The sequence below is a fragment of the Salmonella sp. 2020_1459 genome (genome assembly GCF_043847915.1).
GTDB classification, from domain to species: domain Bacteria; phylum Pseudomonadota; class Gammaproteobacteria; order Enterobacterales; family Enterobacteriaceae; genus Salmonella; species Salmonella enterica.
In genome coordinates, this window is the sequence record NZ_JBCMFA010000003.1 from 80,118 (window position 1) to 94,617 (window position 14,500).

The following is a 14,500-nucleotide window of genomic DNA, read 5'->3' on the forward strand; positions in this document are numbered from 1 at the left end:
TATGCAACTTAACGACTCTACCCTGTTCCGCCAGCAGGCCTTTATCGATGGCGACTGGCGCGACGCGCGCGGCGGCGATGTCATCCCCGTGAGCAACCCCGCCAACGGGAAACCGCTCGGCAATGTGCCCAAAATGGGGGCGGAAGAGACGCGCGACGCCATCGACGCCGCCAATCGCGCCCTGCCCGCCTGGCGCGCGCTCACCGCCAAAGAGCGAGCCAATATCCTGCGTCGCTGGTTCAATCTGATGATGGAACATCAGGACGATTTGGCGCGTCTGATGACGCTGGAACAGGGCAAACCGCTGGCGGAAGCGAAAGGCGAAATTAGCTACGCCGCCTCGTTTATTGAATGGTTCGCCGAAGAGGGGAAGCGTATCTATGGCGACACGATTCCAGGTCATCAGGCCGATAAACGGCTGCTGGTGATTAAACAGCCCATCGGCGTCACCGCTGCGATTACCCCGTGGAACTTTCCCTCGGCAATGATCACCCGTAAAGCCGGCCCCGCGCTGGCCGCAGGCTGCACAATGGTACTCAAACCCGCCAGCCAGACGCCGTTTTCCGCGCTGGCGCTGGCGGAACTGGCCCAGCGCGCCGGAATTCCCGCAGGCGTATTTAACGTCGTTACCGGTTCGGCAGGCGATATCGGCGGCGAGCTGACCAGCAACCCGCTGGTACGCAAACTGTCGTTTACCGGCTCGACGGAGATTGGCCGCCAGCTAATGGAACAATGCGCCAAAGACATTAAAAAAGTATCGCTGGAGTTGGGCGGCAATGCGCCGTTTATCGTCTTTGACGATGCCGATCTGGATAAAGCCGTCGAGGGCGCGCTGGCTTCGAAGTTTCGCAACGCCGGGCAGACCTGTGTCTGCGCCAATAGATTGTATGTTCAGGACGGCGTTTACGATCGTTTTGCGGAAAAACTCAACCAGGCGGTAAATAAGCTCTCGGTCGGCGACGGCCTGCAAGCCGACGTCGCTATCGGGCCGCTGATTGATGAAAAAGCCGTGGCGAAAGTCCAGGAGCATATCGCCGACGCGCTGGAAAAAGGCGCCCGCGTCATTACGGGCGGTGAAGCGCACAAATTGGGCGGCAACTTCTTTCAACCGACCATTCTGGCGGATGTTCCTGATAACGCGAAAGTCGCCAAAGAAGAGACATTCGGGCCGCTCGCGCCTCTGTTCCGCTTCAGCGACGAGGCGGATGTCATCAGACAGGCTAACGATACCGAGTTCGGCCTGGCAGCCTATTTTTATGCACGCGATTTAAGCCGCGTTTTCCGCGTCGGCGAAGCGCTGGAATACGGCATCGTCGGTATTAATACCGGCATTATCTCCAACGAAGTCGCGCCTTTCGGCGGTATTAAGGCCTCCGGATTAGGCCGTGAAGGTTCCAAATACGGCATCGAAGATTATTTAGAAATCAAATATATGTGCATCGGCCTTTAACAGGAGAGTCGCTAATGAATACCAATAACGCTTTAATGCAGCGCCGTCATAACGCCGTTCCTCGCGGCGTGGGCCAGATTCACCCAATTTTCGCCGAGCGGGCGGAAAATTGTCGGGTCTGGGATGTCGAAGGCCGTGAGTATCTCGATTTCGCGGGCGGCATTGCCGTCCTGAACACCGGTCATTTACATCCGGGCATTGTTTCAGCGGTCGAAGCGCAGTTGAAGAAATTGTCCCATACCTGTTTTCAGGTGCTGGCCTATGAACCGTATCTGGCGTTGTGCGAACGCATGAACCAGAAGGTACCGGGCGATTTCGCCAAAAAAACGTTGCTGGTCACGACCGGTTCAGAAGCGGTTGAAAACGCCGTGAAAATCGCCCGCGCGGCAACAAAACGCAGCGGCGCTATCGCGTTTAGCGGCGCTTACCACGGTCGTACCCACTACACGCTCTCTCTGACCGGGAAAGTACACCCGTACTCTGCTGGTATGGGATTGATGCCAGGCCATGTCTACCGCGCGCTTTATCCTTGCCCGCTACACAACATCAGCGACGACGACGCGATCGCCAGCATTGAACGCATCTTTAAAAATGATGCCGCGCCGGAAGATATCGCCGCCATTATTATTGAGCCGGTACAGGGCGAAGGCGGATTTTACGCCGCCTCTCCCGCGTTTATGCAGCGACTGCGCGCGCTATGCGACCAACACGGCATTATGTTGATTGCCGACGAAGTGCAAAGCGGCGCGGGCCGGACCGGTACGCTGTTCGCCATGGAACAGATGGGCGTTGCGGCAGATATTACCACGTTTGCGAAATCGATCGCCGGCGGCTTTCCGCTGGCAGGCGTTACCGGCCGGGCAGACGTGATGGACGCTATCGCGCCGGGCGGGCTGGGCGGCACCTATGCCGGAAACCCGATTGCCTGCGCCGCCGCGCTGGCGGTACTGGACATTTTCGAGCAGGAAAATCTACTGCAAAAGGCAAATACGCTTGGCAAAACGCTGCGCGATGGCCTGATGGAGATAGCGGAAACGCACCGTGAGATTGGCGACGTGCGCGGACTGGGCGCCATGATCGCCATTGAGTTGTTCGAAAATGGCGACCCCGGCAAACCGAACGCGGCTCTGACCGCCGACATTGTGGCCCGCGCCCGCAAGAAAGGGTTAATTCTGCTCTCCTGCGGTCCTTACTACAACATCTTGCGCATCCTCGTTCCACTCACTATTGAGGCCTCGCAGATTCGGCAAGGCCTGGAGATTATCGCCCAGTGCTTTGATGAGGCGAAACAAGCGTAATGTCCAATAAGCAGCGTCGGATGGCGACGTAACTGTCTTATCCGGCCTACAAAAACCGTTTCGATTGTAGGCCGAATTAAGCCAGGCGCCATCCGGTAAACGAGCGCAATAACAATAAAGAGGTTTTAGGATGGGGCAATTGTCAGAATCACATGCATTAGGGGGCGGGCTGAAATCACGCCACGTCACCATGTTATCGATCGCCGGCGTCATCGGCGCCAGCCTGTTTGTCGGTTCCAGCGTGGCGATTGCGGAGGCCGGCCCTGCGGTACTGCTGGCCTATCTGTTCGCAGGACTTTTAGTCGTCATGATTATGCGAATGCTGGCTGAAATGGCCGTCGCCACACCGGATACCGGATCTTTTTCCACCTATGCGGATAAAGCGATCGGCCCCTGGGCCGGGTATACCATCGGCTGGTTATACTGGTGGTTTTGGGTGCTGGTTATTCCGCTGGAGGCCAATATTGCCGCCATTATTCTGAATTCATGGATACCGGGTATTCCGGTATGGCTATTTTCATTAGTGATTACGCTTGCCTTAACCGGAAGCAATTTATTGAGCGTCAAAAATTACGGCGAGTTCGAATTCTGGCTGGCGCTATGTAAAGTAATTGCCATTCTGGCGTTTATCGCGCTGGGCGCGACGGCGATTAGCGGTTTTTATCCGTATGCCGAGGTAAGCGGTATCTCCCGGCTCTGGGATCACGGCGGTTTTATGCCTAACGGCTTCGGCGCGGTGTTAAGCGCCATGTTGATCACCATGTTCTCTTTTATGGGCGCGGAAATCGTTACTATTGCTGCCGCGGAATCCGATACGCCGGATAAACATATCGTACGCGCCACCAATTCTGTTATCTGGCGAATTTCCATCTTTTACCTGTGTTCCATTTTTGTGGTGGTGGCGCTGATCCCGTGGAATATGCCGGGTCTGAAAAGCGTAGGTTCGTACCGTTCGGTACTGGAGCTGCTTCATATTCCGCACGCAAAATTCATTATGGACTGCGTGATTTTGTTGTCGGTGACCAGTTGTCTGAACTCCGCATTATATACCGCCTCCCGGATGCTCTATTCCCTTAGCCGCCGCGGCGATGCTCCTGCGATAATGGGAAAAACTAACCGTAGCAAAACGCCCTGGGTAGCGGTTCTCCTCTCTACCGGCGCGGCCTTTTTAACCGTTATCGTCAATTATTACGCCCCGGCAAAAGTGTTTAAATTTCTTATCGACAGTTCTGGCGCCATCGCGCTGCTGGTCTATCTGGTGATTGCGATTTCGCAATTGCGGATGCGTAAAATTCTGCTGGCGCAGGGCGGAGAAATTAAGTTGAAAATGTGGCTTTATCCGTGGCTCACCTGGCTGGTTATCGGCTTTATCTGCTTTGTCCTGGTGGTGATGCTATTTCGACCGGCACAGCAACTAGAAGTCATTTCAACGGGGCTGTTAGGGCTGGGCATAATAGGTACTGTCCCCATTATGTCTCGCTGGAAAAAACTGATAAGGTGGCAAAAAGCCCCCCTGCAAAACCTACGTTAGTTATTCCCGGCGTCAGCCGGGAAGCTTCTCAGGAGTAAAAGATGACCGCCCTTTCCCAACCGACGGCCATAGATGGCTATCGCTGGCTTAAAAATGACATTATTCGCGGCACTTATCAGCCGGATGAGAAACTGCGGATGAGTTTATTAACCGCCCGCTATGCGCTTGGCGTAGGGCCGCTGCGCGAGGCGCTGTCACAACTGGTGGCGGAACGGCTGGTCACCGTGGTGAATCAAAAAGGCTATCGCGTGGCGTCCATGTCAGAGGCGGAACTCCTCGATATTTTTGACGCGCGCGCCAATATGGAAGCGATGCTGGTACGCCTGGCGATTGAACGCGGCGATGATGCGTGGGAGGCGGAGATCCTGGCGCGAGCGCATATGCTCAGCAAACTGGAAGCCAGCGATGCCAGTGAACATATGCTCGATGAATGGGATCAGCGCCACCAGGCGTTCCATTCCGCCATTGTCGCCGGGTGCGGCTCCCACTATCTGGTACAGATGCGCGAACGCTTATTTGACCTGGCGGCCCGCTACCGCTTTATTTGGTTACGTGAAACCGTTCTGTCCGTCGAGATGCTGGAAGATAAACATATCCAGCATCACACGCTAACCGAAGCGATACTGGCGCGCGAGGCGGCACGCGCCAGCGAATTAATGCGTCAGCATTTGCTGACGCCGATTCCCATTATTCGCCAGGCGATGGCAGGGAAAATGTAGCCTGGCGCGACCTGATAGCCATTATTCTTCAGGAATACGCAACACTTGTCCCGGATATATTTTTTCCGGGCTTTTCAGCATCGGTTTATTTGCCTCGAAAATTTTATTATACAGATTGGCGTTACCATACACTTGCTTTGAAATAGCGCTCAGGGTGTCGCCCGATTTTACGGTATAAAACTGACTTTCAGCCGCTGGCGTCGTGGTTTTAACCTGATCGTCAACGCTGCTAATCCCGGCGATATTCCCCACGGCAACCAGAATTTTTTCTTTTGCCTCCTGACTCAGCCCATCCCCCGTCACTGTCGCTTTTCCATCCGCAATTTGCACATTCACTTTGTCAGCGTCGGGTATTCCCGTTTTATTTAAATGTTCCTGGACTTTTTTCGCCTGATCGTCCTTATCATGGTTAGCGGTTACCGCGTCCCAGAGTTTTTCACCTGCATCTTTTACAAAATTGAAAAGTCCCATATTCACCTCGCTTGTCAAAAATACACACAAAGAAAAGTGTAGCAGAGGGAATGAGGTTATCCTGATAAGCGGCGCTTATGCGCCGCCGGTGGCCGGTAATTAATGACGCATCTGAACCCAAAATGCGTGGATAAGCCCCGGAATATATCCGAGTAATGTCAGCAGGATATTAAGGATAAATGCCCAACCGAACCCTTTTCCTAAAAGTACGCCGAGCGGAGGCAAAATAATCGTAAATACAATTCTCCAGAAACCCATATACACTCCATACAAGCAAAATTAGTCATTGTTTAAAAAGAGATTTTATCTCTAAGCATAGTCAGTTTACCTGAGCCTGCCAGTCGCGCGCCGCGCTTTTACCCTCCTTTACGCTTTTTACGCTGGCATCAGGTTGATATTTATTTTAGAATTAACTAAATTTAGAAAATACTTAAATAACTATGACAGAGCTTGAACAACTTCAGGCCAGCGCAGAACAGGCGGCGGCCCTGCTCAAAGCGATGAGCCACCCAAAAAGATTACTGATTTTATGTATGCTTTGCGGTTCGCCAAAAACCAGCGCAGGCGAACTGGCGCGCATTACCGGGCTAAGCCCCTCCGCGACGTCGCAGCATCTGGCGCGGATGCGGGAAGAAGGGCTGATTGATAGTCAACGCGATGCCCAGCGCATTCACTATTTCATTAAAAATGAGGCGGTTAATACGCTTATCGCCACGTTAAAGAATCTCTATTGTCCATAAGGAGGCACGATGTCCATTGGGATAGTTTCCCCCCGTGAGGCGCAAGCGCTGATAGCGCAAGGCGCGAAACTGATTGATGTGCGCGACGCCGATGAATATCTGCGCGAGCATATTCCACATGCGCAACTGGCGCCGCTCTCCCGGCTTGAACAGGGCGATTTGCCCGCCAACCTGCGAGCGGAACAGATTATTTTTCACTGTCAGTCAGGTAAACGAACCAGCAGCAATGCAGCAAAACTACAGGCCATTGCCGCCCCTGCTCAGGTCAGTCTACTGGAAGGCGGTATCGACGGATGGAAAGCGGCAGGATTGCCCGTCACAGAAGACAAATCGCAACCGTTGCCGCTGATGCGTCAGGTGCAAATCGCCGCCGGCGGGTTGGCGTTGCTTGGGGTTATTATGGGCTATACGGTCCACGGCGGCTTTTTCCTCATTAGCGGTTTTGTCGGGGCCGGGTTAATGCTGGCAGGCATGACCGGCTTCTGCGGAATGGCGCGACTACTGGAAAAAATGCCCTGGAATACCCGTACTCATTAAGCGGTACCTTCACCGCGCATCGGTAAGTGTGTAGTAGACTGAAGGCGGGTTTATACCATTGTTCAACAGGAGGGCGTGATGTTCACCCCAGGCGATATCGTACAGCCCCGAATGGGGGGGCCGAAACTGAAAGTGATTGAAGTCAACGAGGATCATATTGTCGCGGTACAGGTCGGTAATGAGCCGGGCGAAAAATTGATCCTCAAAGCGGCAGATGTCACCCCCTATTGCGAAGAGGGCGATTTTGGCGTGTGCTGATTTATCAGAATGAGCATGGCGCAACGTTCCCGGAGTCCCGATTAATAGAGACAGGAAACGAAGCGCCATCTGTTAAAAGCTATCCGTGATTAGATTAAGAAATCATCCAGAGATTTCCCCGCCGCCAGCGCCTGGGCAATCGGTTTAGGCGTACGACCTTGTCCGGTCCAGGTTTTTTCTTCGCCATTGAAATCAGTAAAACGATATTTTGCCGGACGCGGCTGGCGCTTTTTAGCAGAACGCGGCATTGCTGAATCCATGGCAAATAACTCTTCCGGGTTAATACCGTCTGCTTTCATCAGCTCCAGAAAGGCATTAATTTTCTCCTGCTTCTCGGCAAGCTGGCGTTGCTGCAATTCTTCTTCTTCGCGTCTTTCTTTAGTGACAACCCTGAATTTTTCGAGCATTTCTTCAAGAACGTCAATGGAGAATTCGCGAGCCATAGCGCGCAGCGTGCGGATATTATTTAAGTTCTGTAACATCAAATTCATATCAATAAAAACCTTTTAACGCAGAAAACAAAAAACTATTACAGGCGGTATTGTATGCGATTGTTGATTATATTTCCAGATCCTAAAGTTCATACAGATATACACAGCATAACTCGATTAATTATATTAATCTGTTAACCAGAAGGTTATATTCATTACCCCCTGCGTGTTTCAGGTTATTCTGCCTACGGTATATCTGTAGGTTTCCCGTTTGGCTGTTTATAGCGTATTGCGTATCTCAGTAACCGCGGTGACCCTCACGGTGGCTGACCTTATACAGAAGTGAATATTTCAGCACAATAATAGATTAATCATTCAAAAATTATCATCAGAGCTTTATGCTAAAAATCATCCTGTAATAGCTATAATTATGCTGAGAAAAGCAGAGCGCGTGCCGTTAGCCGAGAATACATCGCATCTGACAACATTTGGAATGTGGCTGAAAATCGCCAGAAAAACAATGCATTATAATGCATTGATTTAAAAGTAATTAATGACTAACAACAACGAAAATCTCGCTGCGAGCAAAAAACACACAATCACAGAGTATTTTATCGACAAAAAGCCTATAAATAAAAATATTACACTAGTTGATAGTTATTATGTAGGGATATACTCTATGTAAAGACAAAAGTGCTTTATGATTTCACTACCAACTATCACCTCATTCTGATCGATACGCTACAAGGAGCATTAACATGTTCTCTCCACAGTCACGCTTGCGTCATGCCGTAGCAGACACGTTTGCGATGGTTGTTTACTGTTCTGTTGTGAACATGTTGATCGAGATATTCCTCTCCGGAATGAGCTTTGAGCAGTCGCTTTCTTCCAGGCTGGTGGCGATACCTGTCAACATTTTGATTGCATGGCCATACGGCGTTTACCGCGATCTGATTATGCGCGTCGCGCGTAAGGCAAGCCCGGCGGGATGGGCCAAAAACCTGGCGGATGTATTGGCTTATGTCACCTTTCAGTCACCCGTTTATATTATCATCTTGCTGACCGTCGGCGCCGGCTGGCATCAGATAGTGGCCGCCGTGAGTTCAAACATTGTTGTTTCAATGTTAATGGGCGCGGTTTATGGCTACTTCCTGGATTATTGTCGCCGCCTGTTTAAAGTGAGCAGCTATCATCAGGCTAAGGCATAAGTTAACGTCGCGACTGGCATTGCCAGTCGCGCTTTTAGTCGCTTTTTTCGTCGCCAAAAAGCCCGTTCAGATAACGTTCTAACGCTATTCGGGAGCTAAAGCCGTGGGGAATACCGTAATGTTCGTGGGTCTCGCCGCCTAAATAGAGCGGAAAATTTTGGTAATGATCGCAGGTTTTAATATCCGAAGCCGGGTCAGCCAGTGATGAGCTACGGTCTTTTAATCTGGGATGAATGATCAGCGCGGTACGCCCCATACGCGCCTCGCGGTTAACATAAACATAATTCTCGCCGCGTCGATAACCATACGTCTTATTCGTCACCACATCGACGGTAAACCCTGCCTTTTCCAGTACCCGCGCCACCTCGTCAGGTCGTAAATACATATTTTATCCTCATTCTCTTGTACTGCGGGCTTACCTTACCCGATAGCGCGTTATCAACGCTTTCAGAAAAGTCCAGAAACGCATGATATCGCCGTAACAAGCCTCAGCAGGTAAAAATATGAACTACACTGAAAGCTACATCGAAATCAATGGAGGATCATATGCTTAACAAACCGAACCGAAACGACGTCGATGATGGTGTTCAGGATATTCAGAATGATGTCAATCGATTAGCCGACAGTCTGGAAGATGTCCTTAAATCCTGGGGAAGCGATGCGAAAGACGAAGCCGAGGCTGCGCGACGTAAAGCACAGGCGTTGCTGAAAGAGACCCGGGCGCGGATGCAGGGTCGTACTCGCGTAAAACAAGCCGCCTGTGATGCGATGGGGTGCGCGGATACGTTTGTGCGTGAAAAACCCTGGTGTAGCGTAGGAACCGCCGCAGCGGTAGGGATTTTTATCGGGGCGCTGCTTAGCCTGCGTCGCTAACGACGTGCGCTGCCGGATGGCGACATACTTTATTGGGCCTGCATCATTGCCGCAGGCCCAGGTCGCGCCATTCGGCGAAACGGTTACTGTATCGCCTGTCGAAGCTGCCACGCGACCTGTTTCGCCATGGCAGCGGAAGTAATATTGGTAAACGACAGTAAAATGCCCCCCTTTCCTGACGAAACCACTCGCCAACGGCTTAGCGCCTGTACCGCCAGTCCGGCCTGATTCGCTTTTGCTACCTGCGCTTTATCATCACCTTCAACCTCAATAACCAATTGAATACCGCCTTTCTGTAATGTCACGACAAATCCCTGTTCTGCCAGCGCCTCTTCAATCCATAACCGTCGCTGAGCATAATGTTGACGCATCTTTTTCAGATGCCGCCAGAAATGGCCATCACGGATAAAATCAGCCAGCGTGTGCTGCCATAACAACGGTACGCTACAGGGCATCAGCGACGCCTGCTGGCGGAAATGCTCAATCTGCTTTATAGGCACCACCAGCCAGGCGGTACGTAATGCCGGAAAGAGCGACTTACTGAACGTTCCGGCGTAAATCACTCGCTGCGGGGCATCCAGACTCTTGAGCGGCGGAAGTGGTTTACCGTGATAACGAAATTCGCTGTCGTAATCATCTTCAATAATCCAGGCCTGCACATTCGCCGCCCATGCCAGAAGTTGCCGTCGGCGAGTTAACGACAGCGCCACCCCCAACGGACTTTGGTGGGCGGGCGTCACCAATGCAAAGCGCCCCTGCGGGCAATCCCGCATCCCCGCCGCGACATTCAGCCCATCGGCATCGACCGGAATCGGCGCCAGCGTAATCCCCTCCTGCGTTATCACCGGGCGAATTAACGGAAAGCCGGGATCTTCCACCCACATGCTGTCTCCCGGCACAGACAATGTACGCAGAATTAGCCGCATAGAATCCGCATATCCGGAGGTAATAAATACCTGTTCCGGCAGACATTCAATGCTACGTGAAACCCGCAGGTAATCGACTATCGCCTGGCGCAAAATCGCCTCGCCGCAGACGTCGCCTAATGCCAGATCGAAGCGCGTCTGCGTGCGCAACCGACGCCCCATCACTCGCGCCCACTTCTCGCGCGGAAAGAGATCCAGCGCCGGTAACCCCATCTGAAAGGGTTTCGGCTCCGGACTTTCTCCGGCAAAAACGGCGGATATCGGCGGCGCCGTCTCAAACCGTAGAGCGTTGCTCACAAACGTGCCTGCCTGGCCACGTCGCTCCAGCCAGCCCTGCGCCACCAGCTCGCCATAGGCATTTTCCACCGTGGCGCGAGAAACGCCCAGTTCCTGCGCCCACGTCCGACTGGAAGGCAAACGCGTTCCGGGCGCGAGTTCTCCTTGCTCAATGGCCGTTTTTAACTGACGAGCGATGTGCTGATAGCGCGGCATATGGTCTGCTTTTTCTGTAAAAATATGGCTCTCTTTTACAGACCATTATAGTGCTACAGTGCTCGTCATCAACACGAGGAGAAACATGATGACGACGTTACGCCAACCCTATTATGAACTGAGCCCGGAGGTCTACAGCGCTCTGGTGCAGGCGAAAAACGCGCTGGAAAAGAGCACGCTTGACCTCACTCTGATGGAGCTGATTTACCTGCGTGTTTCGCAAATAAATGGTTGTGCATTTTGCCTGGAGATGCACAGTAAAGCGCTGCGTAAGGCTGGCGTGAATCAAGCTAAATTAGATGCGCTGGCAGGATGGCGGGTAAGCCACCATTTCAGCGAGCAAGAGTGCGCGGCGTTAGCCTGGGCGGAATCGGTGACGTACATTGCTGAAACCCACGCCGAAGATAATGTTTACCTGCCGCTGCTCGATCATTTCAGCACGCGTGAAATCAGCGATCTGACCTTCGCCATCGGTTTAATGAACTGCTTTAACCGTCTGGCGATCGGTATGCGAATGTGACGCATTGTTGCCGGATGGCGCTGATGTCAGCCAACTCTGTTATGCGTGAACCTGCAGGCCGGATCGGGCGTTCACGCCGCCATCCGGCGAAAATTAGCCATGCCGCCCCTACCCCGCTGCGTTCATCAGCGGCGTTAGAATCAATCGAAAATTCCCATATCTTGTATGGTTGAATCTTAATTCAACTACATCTAGTATTTCCTGTATCAACACCCGACAATCCGACGCGTTTCATCGCGCCGTTTTCTCATTTTAAATGGAAATACGAATCATGAGCATTACTATTTACACTCGCAATAACTGTGTTCAGTGCCACGCCACAAAGCGGGCGATGGAAAGCCGTGGATTTGAATTTGAGATGGTGAACGTCGATCTGGTGCCGGATGCAGCGGATACGCTCCGGGCGCAAGGATTTCGTCAATTACCGGTGGTGATGGCGGGCGATTTGAGCTGGTCTGGCTTCCGCCCGGACATGATTAACCGTCTGCACCCGACACCCCACGCGGTAAACGCATGAGCGCGCTCGTCTACTTCTCCAGCAGATCTGAAAATACGCACCGTTTTATACAGCGTCTGGGGCTGCCTGCCACGCGTATTCCGCTCAATGAACGGGAGCGAATTCAGGTAGACGAACCGTACATTCTGGTTGTGCCGTCATACGGCGGCGGCGGGATGGCCGGTGCGGTGCCGCGACAGGTGATCCGCTTTTTAAATGATGAACACAACCGGGCGCGCATTCGCGGCGTCATCGCCTCCGGTAACCGCAATTTCGGCGATGCCTGGGGATGCGCTGGCGATGTGATAGCACAAAAATGCGGCGTCCCCTGGCTGTACCGCTTTGAGCTCATGGGCACACAACGCGACATCGATAACGTCCGAAAAGGAGTAAATGAATTTTGGCAACAACTATCCCGGAGCGCGTAATGCAGGAAACCATGGATTACCACGCCCTGAACGCGATGCTGAATCTTTATGATAAAGCAGGCCATATTCAGTTCGACAAGGACCAGCAGGCGATCGACGCCTTCTTTGCCGCCCACGTCCGCCCGCATTCCGTGACGTTTGCCAGCCAGCATGAACGTCTGGAGACGCTGGTTCGGGAAGGGTATTACGATGACGCCGTCCTCGCGCGTTACGACCGCGCCTTCGTCCTCCGCCTGTTCGAGCACGCCCACGCCAGCGGCTTTCGCTTCCAGACGTTTCTTGGCGCCTGGAAGTTCTATACCAGTTACACGCTGAAAACCTTCGACGGCAAACGTTATCTGGAACACTTTGAAGATCGGGTGACAATGGTGGCGTTGACGCTGGCGCAGGGTGACGAAACGCTGGCCACCCAACTGACCGATGAAATGCTTTCTGGTCGCTTTCAGCCCGCCACCCCGACTTTTTTAAATTGCGGTAAACAGCAGCGTGGGGAACTGGTCTCCTGCTTCCTGCTCCGTATCGAAGACAACATGGAGTCGATCGGGCGGGCGGTGAATTCGGCGCTGCAACTCTCCAAACGCGGCGGCGGCGTCGCGTTTTTACTCTCCAATCTGCGCGAGGCGGGCGCGCCGATCAAACGCATTGAGAATCAGTCTTCCGGCGTGATCCCGGTGATGAAAATGCTGGAAGACGCGTTTTCGTATGCCAACCAACTTGGCGCGCGCCAGGGGGCCGGCGCGGTTTATCTCCATGCGCACCATCCGGATATTCTGCGTTTTCTGGATACCAAACGGGAAAATGCCGACGAAAAAATCCGGATCAAAACGCTCTCTCTCGGCGTAGTGATCCCGGATATCACCTTCCGGCTGGCGAAAGAAAACGCGCAAATGGCGCTCTTTTCGCCCTATGACGTACAACGACGCTACGGCAAACCGTTTGGCGATATCGCCATTAGCGAACGGTACGATGAATTAATTGCCGATCCGCACGTGCGTAAAACCTATATTAACGCCCGTGACTTTTTTCAAACACTGGCGGAGATTCAGTTCGAATCCGGGTATCCCTACATCATGTTTGAAGATACGGTAAACCGCGCGAATCCTATTGCTGGTCGCATTAATATGAGCAACCTGTGCTCGGAAATTTTACAGGTCAATAGCGCCTCCCGTTACGACGATAACCTTGACTATACCCACATCGGGCATGACATCTCCTGCAATCTCGGCTCGCTGAATATCGCTCACGTCATGGATTCACCGGACATTGGCCGTACCGTAGAAACCGCTATTCGCGGCCTGACGGCGGTGTCGGACATGAGCCATATACGCAGCGTGCCCTCAATAGCCGCCGGTAATGCCGCCTCTCATGCCATCGGTCTGGGCCAGATGAATCTGCATGGCTATCTGGCGAGAGAAGGCATTGCCTACGGTTCGCCGGAGGCGTTGGATTTCACCAATCTCTATTTTTACACCATTACCTGGCATGCCGTGCATACTTCAATGCGGCTGGCCCGCGAACGCGGCAAAACCTTCGCCGGATTTGCGCAGTCGCGCTATGCCAGCGGCGACTATTTTACGCAGTATTTACAGGACGACTGGCAACCGAAAACAGCGAAAGTCAGGGCGCTATTTGCCCGCAGCGGCATTATGCTGCCCACACGAGAAATGTGGCTAAAGCTGCGCGACGATGTGATGCGCTATGGCATCTATAACCAAAATTTGCAGGCGGTGCCGCCGACCGGTTCGATTTCTTACATTAATCATGCGACCTCCAGCATTCATCCGATTGTGGCCAAAATTGAGATTCGCAAAGAGGGCAAAACCGGGCGTGTGTATTACCCCGCGCCGTTTATGACCAATGAAAACCTGGACATGTATCAGGATGCTTACGATATCGGTCCGGAAAAAATTATTGATACCTATGCCGAGGCCACGCGCCACGTCGATCAAGGGCTGTCGCTCACCCTGTTTTTCCCCGATACCGCCACGACCCGCGATATCAACAAGGCGCAGATCTATGCCTGGCGAAAAGGTATTAAGTCACTGTATTACATCCGGCTTCGCCAGTTGGCGCTGGAAGGTACTGAAATTGAAGGCTGCGTATCCTGCGCGCTATAAGGAAA

Annotated in this window: 18 protein-coding genes; 13 read left to right on the forward strand and 5 right to left on the reverse strand. The window is 52.7% G+C overall.

What is annotated here, in order from left to right:
• Position 1: 1 nt before the first annotated feature.
• The 4 genes from gabD to csiR all read left to right on the forward strand — a co-directional run bounded on the left by gabD (position 2) and on the right by csiR (position 4,998).
• Positions 2-1,450, forward strand: coding sequence for an NADP-dependent succinate-semialdehyde dehydrogenase (gene gabD / locus ACH0VJ_RS08810; RefSeq protein WP_001176521.1), 1,449 nt, complete (start codon positions 2-4; stop codon positions 1,448-1,450).
• A gap of 14 nt (positions 1,451-1,464) precedes the next feature.
• Positions 1,465-2,748, forward strand: coding sequence for a 4-aminobutyrate--2-oxoglutarate transaminase (gabT, locus tag ACH0VJ_RS08815; RefSeq protein WP_001095555.1), 1,284 nt, complete (start codon positions 1,465-1,467; stop codon positions 2,746-2,748).
• Positions 2,749-2,878: 130 nt separating this feature from the next.
• Positions 2,879-4,279 carry a GABA permease gene (gabP, locus tag ACH0VJ_RS08820; RefSeq protein ID WP_000531282.1) on the forward strand — a complete coding sequence of 467 codons (1,401 nt, stop codon included), beginning with the start codon at positions 2,879-2,881 and terminating at the stop codon, positions 4,277-4,279.
• A gap of 41 nt (positions 4,280-4,320) precedes the next feature.
• Entirely contained in the window at positions 4,321-4,998 is a 678-nt protein-coding gene (csiR, locus tag ACH0VJ_RS08825) for a DNA-binding transcriptional regulator CsiR (protein WP_000126155.1), read from the forward strand.
• Between the two features lie 21 nt (positions 4,999-5,019).
• Here the strand turns inward: csiR and lysM are convergent, their stop codons facing one another.
• Positions 5,020-5,469: a peptidoglycan-binding protein LysM gene (lysM, locus tag ACH0VJ_RS08830; protein WP_000522406.1), complete on the reverse strand. Its 450-nt coding sequence runs from the start codon at positions 5,467-5,469 to the stop codon at positions 5,020-5,022.
• Positions 5,470-5,568: 99 nt separating this feature from the next.
• Positions 5,569-5,727: a YqaE/Pmp3 family membrane protein gene (locus tag ACH0VJ_RS08835; protein ID WP_000508175.1), complete on the reverse strand. Its 159-nt coding sequence runs from the start codon at positions 5,725-5,727 to the stop codon at positions 5,569-5,571.
• Between the two features lie 182 nt (positions 5,728-5,909).
• On the opposite strand from ACH0VJ_RS08835, the gene ACH0VJ_RS08840 reads away from it, so the two are divergent.
• From ACH0VJ_RS08840 to ACH0VJ_RS08850, 3 genes are all read left to right on the forward strand, one after another.
• On the forward strand, positions 5,910-6,209 hold the full coding sequence (locus ACH0VJ_RS08840; RefSeq protein ID WP_000137433.1) for a helix-turn-helix transcriptional regulator: 300 nt from the start codon (positions 5,910-5,912) through the stop codon (positions 6,207-6,209).
• 9 nt (positions 6,210-6,218) lie between these two features.
• On the forward strand, positions 6,219-6,746 hold the full coding sequence (locus tag ACH0VJ_RS08845; protein ID WP_000022009.1) for a rhodanese family protein: 528 nt from the start codon (positions 6,219-6,221) through the stop codon (positions 6,744-6,746).
• Positions 6,747-6,824: 78 nt separating this feature from the next.
• Complete coding sequence (locus tag ACH0VJ_RS08850; protein WP_000494942.1) at positions 6,825-7,004, forward strand: hypothetical protein; 180 nt, start codon at positions 6,825-6,827, stop codon at positions 7,002-7,004.
• Positions 7,005-7,093: 89 nt separating this feature from the next.
• On the opposite strand, the gene stpA is transcribed toward ACH0VJ_RS08850, so the two are convergent.
• Positions 7,094-7,495, reverse strand: a complete 402-nt coding sequence (gene stpA / locus ACH0VJ_RS08855) for a DNA-binding protein StpA (protein ID WP_001051100.1) — start codon at positions 7,493-7,495, stop codon at positions 7,094-7,096.
• 698 nt (positions 7,496-8,193) lie between these two features.
• On the opposite strand from stpA, the gene alaE reads away from it, so the two are divergent.
• Positions 8,194-8,643: an L-alanine exporter AlaE gene (gene alaE, locus ACH0VJ_RS08860; RefSeq protein ID WP_000492669.1), complete on the forward strand. Its 450-nt coding sequence runs from the start codon at positions 8,194-8,196 to the stop codon at positions 8,641-8,643.
• A gap of 34 nt (positions 8,644-8,677) precedes the next feature.
• On the opposite strand, the gene ACH0VJ_RS08865 is transcribed toward alaE, so the two are convergent.
• On the reverse strand, positions 8,678-9,028 hold the full coding sequence (locus ACH0VJ_RS08865; RefSeq protein WP_000281304.1) for a DUF2002 family protein: 351 nt from the start codon (positions 9,026-9,028) through the stop codon (positions 8,678-8,680).
• Positions 9,029-9,189: 161 nt separating this feature from the next.
• Here ACH0VJ_RS08865 and ACH0VJ_RS08870 point away from each other — a divergent pair, with 161 nt between their 5' ends.
• A complete protein-coding gene (locus ACH0VJ_RS08870) occupies positions 9,190-9,516 on the forward strand; it encodes a DUF883 domain-containing protein (protein ID WP_001519557.1) in 327 nt (108 codons plus the stop codon).
• 83 nt (positions 9,517-9,599) lie between these two features.
• Here the strand turns inward: ACH0VJ_RS08870 and ACH0VJ_RS08875 are convergent, their stop codons facing one another.
• Complete coding sequence (locus ACH0VJ_RS08875) at positions 9,600-10,934, reverse strand: PLP-dependent aminotransferase family protein (protein ID WP_001138483.1); 1,335 nt, start codon at positions 10,932-10,934, stop codon at positions 9,600-9,602.
• Positions 10,935-11,022: 88 nt separating this feature from the next.
• Here ACH0VJ_RS08875 and ACH0VJ_RS08880 point away from each other — a divergent pair, with 88 nt between their 5' ends.
• The 4 genes from ACH0VJ_RS08880 to nrdE all read left to right on the forward strand — a co-directional run bounded on the left by ACH0VJ_RS08880 (position 11,023) and on the right by nrdE (position 14,495).
• Positions 11,023-11,454, forward strand: a complete 432-nt coding sequence (locus ACH0VJ_RS08880; protein ID WP_000209810.1) for a carboxymuconolactone decarboxylase family protein — start codon at positions 11,023-11,025, stop codon at positions 11,452-11,454.
• 271 nt (positions 11,455-11,725) lie between these two features.
• On the forward strand, positions 11,726-11,971 hold the full coding sequence (nrdH, locus tag ACH0VJ_RS08885) for a glutaredoxin-like protein NrdH (RefSeq protein WP_000028871.1): 246 nt from the start codon (positions 11,726-11,728) through the stop codon (positions 11,969-11,971).
• On the forward strand, positions 11,968-12,378 hold the full coding sequence (nrdI, locus tag ACH0VJ_RS08890; protein WP_001275396.1) for a class Ib ribonucleoside-diphosphate reductase assembly flavoprotein NrdI: 411 nt from the start codon (positions 11,968-11,970) through the stop codon (positions 12,376-12,378). Before nrdH ends, nrdI begins: the two co-directional genes overlap by 4 nt.
• Positions 12,378-14,495: a class 1b ribonucleoside-diphosphate reductase subunit alpha gene (gene nrdE, locus ACH0VJ_RS08895; RefSeq protein ID WP_371354686.1), complete on the forward strand. Its 2,118-nt coding sequence runs from the start codon at positions 12,378-12,380 to the stop codon at positions 14,493-14,495. Before nrdI ends, nrdE begins: the two co-directional genes overlap by 1 nt.
• Positions 14,496-14,500 lie beyond the last annotated feature (5 nt).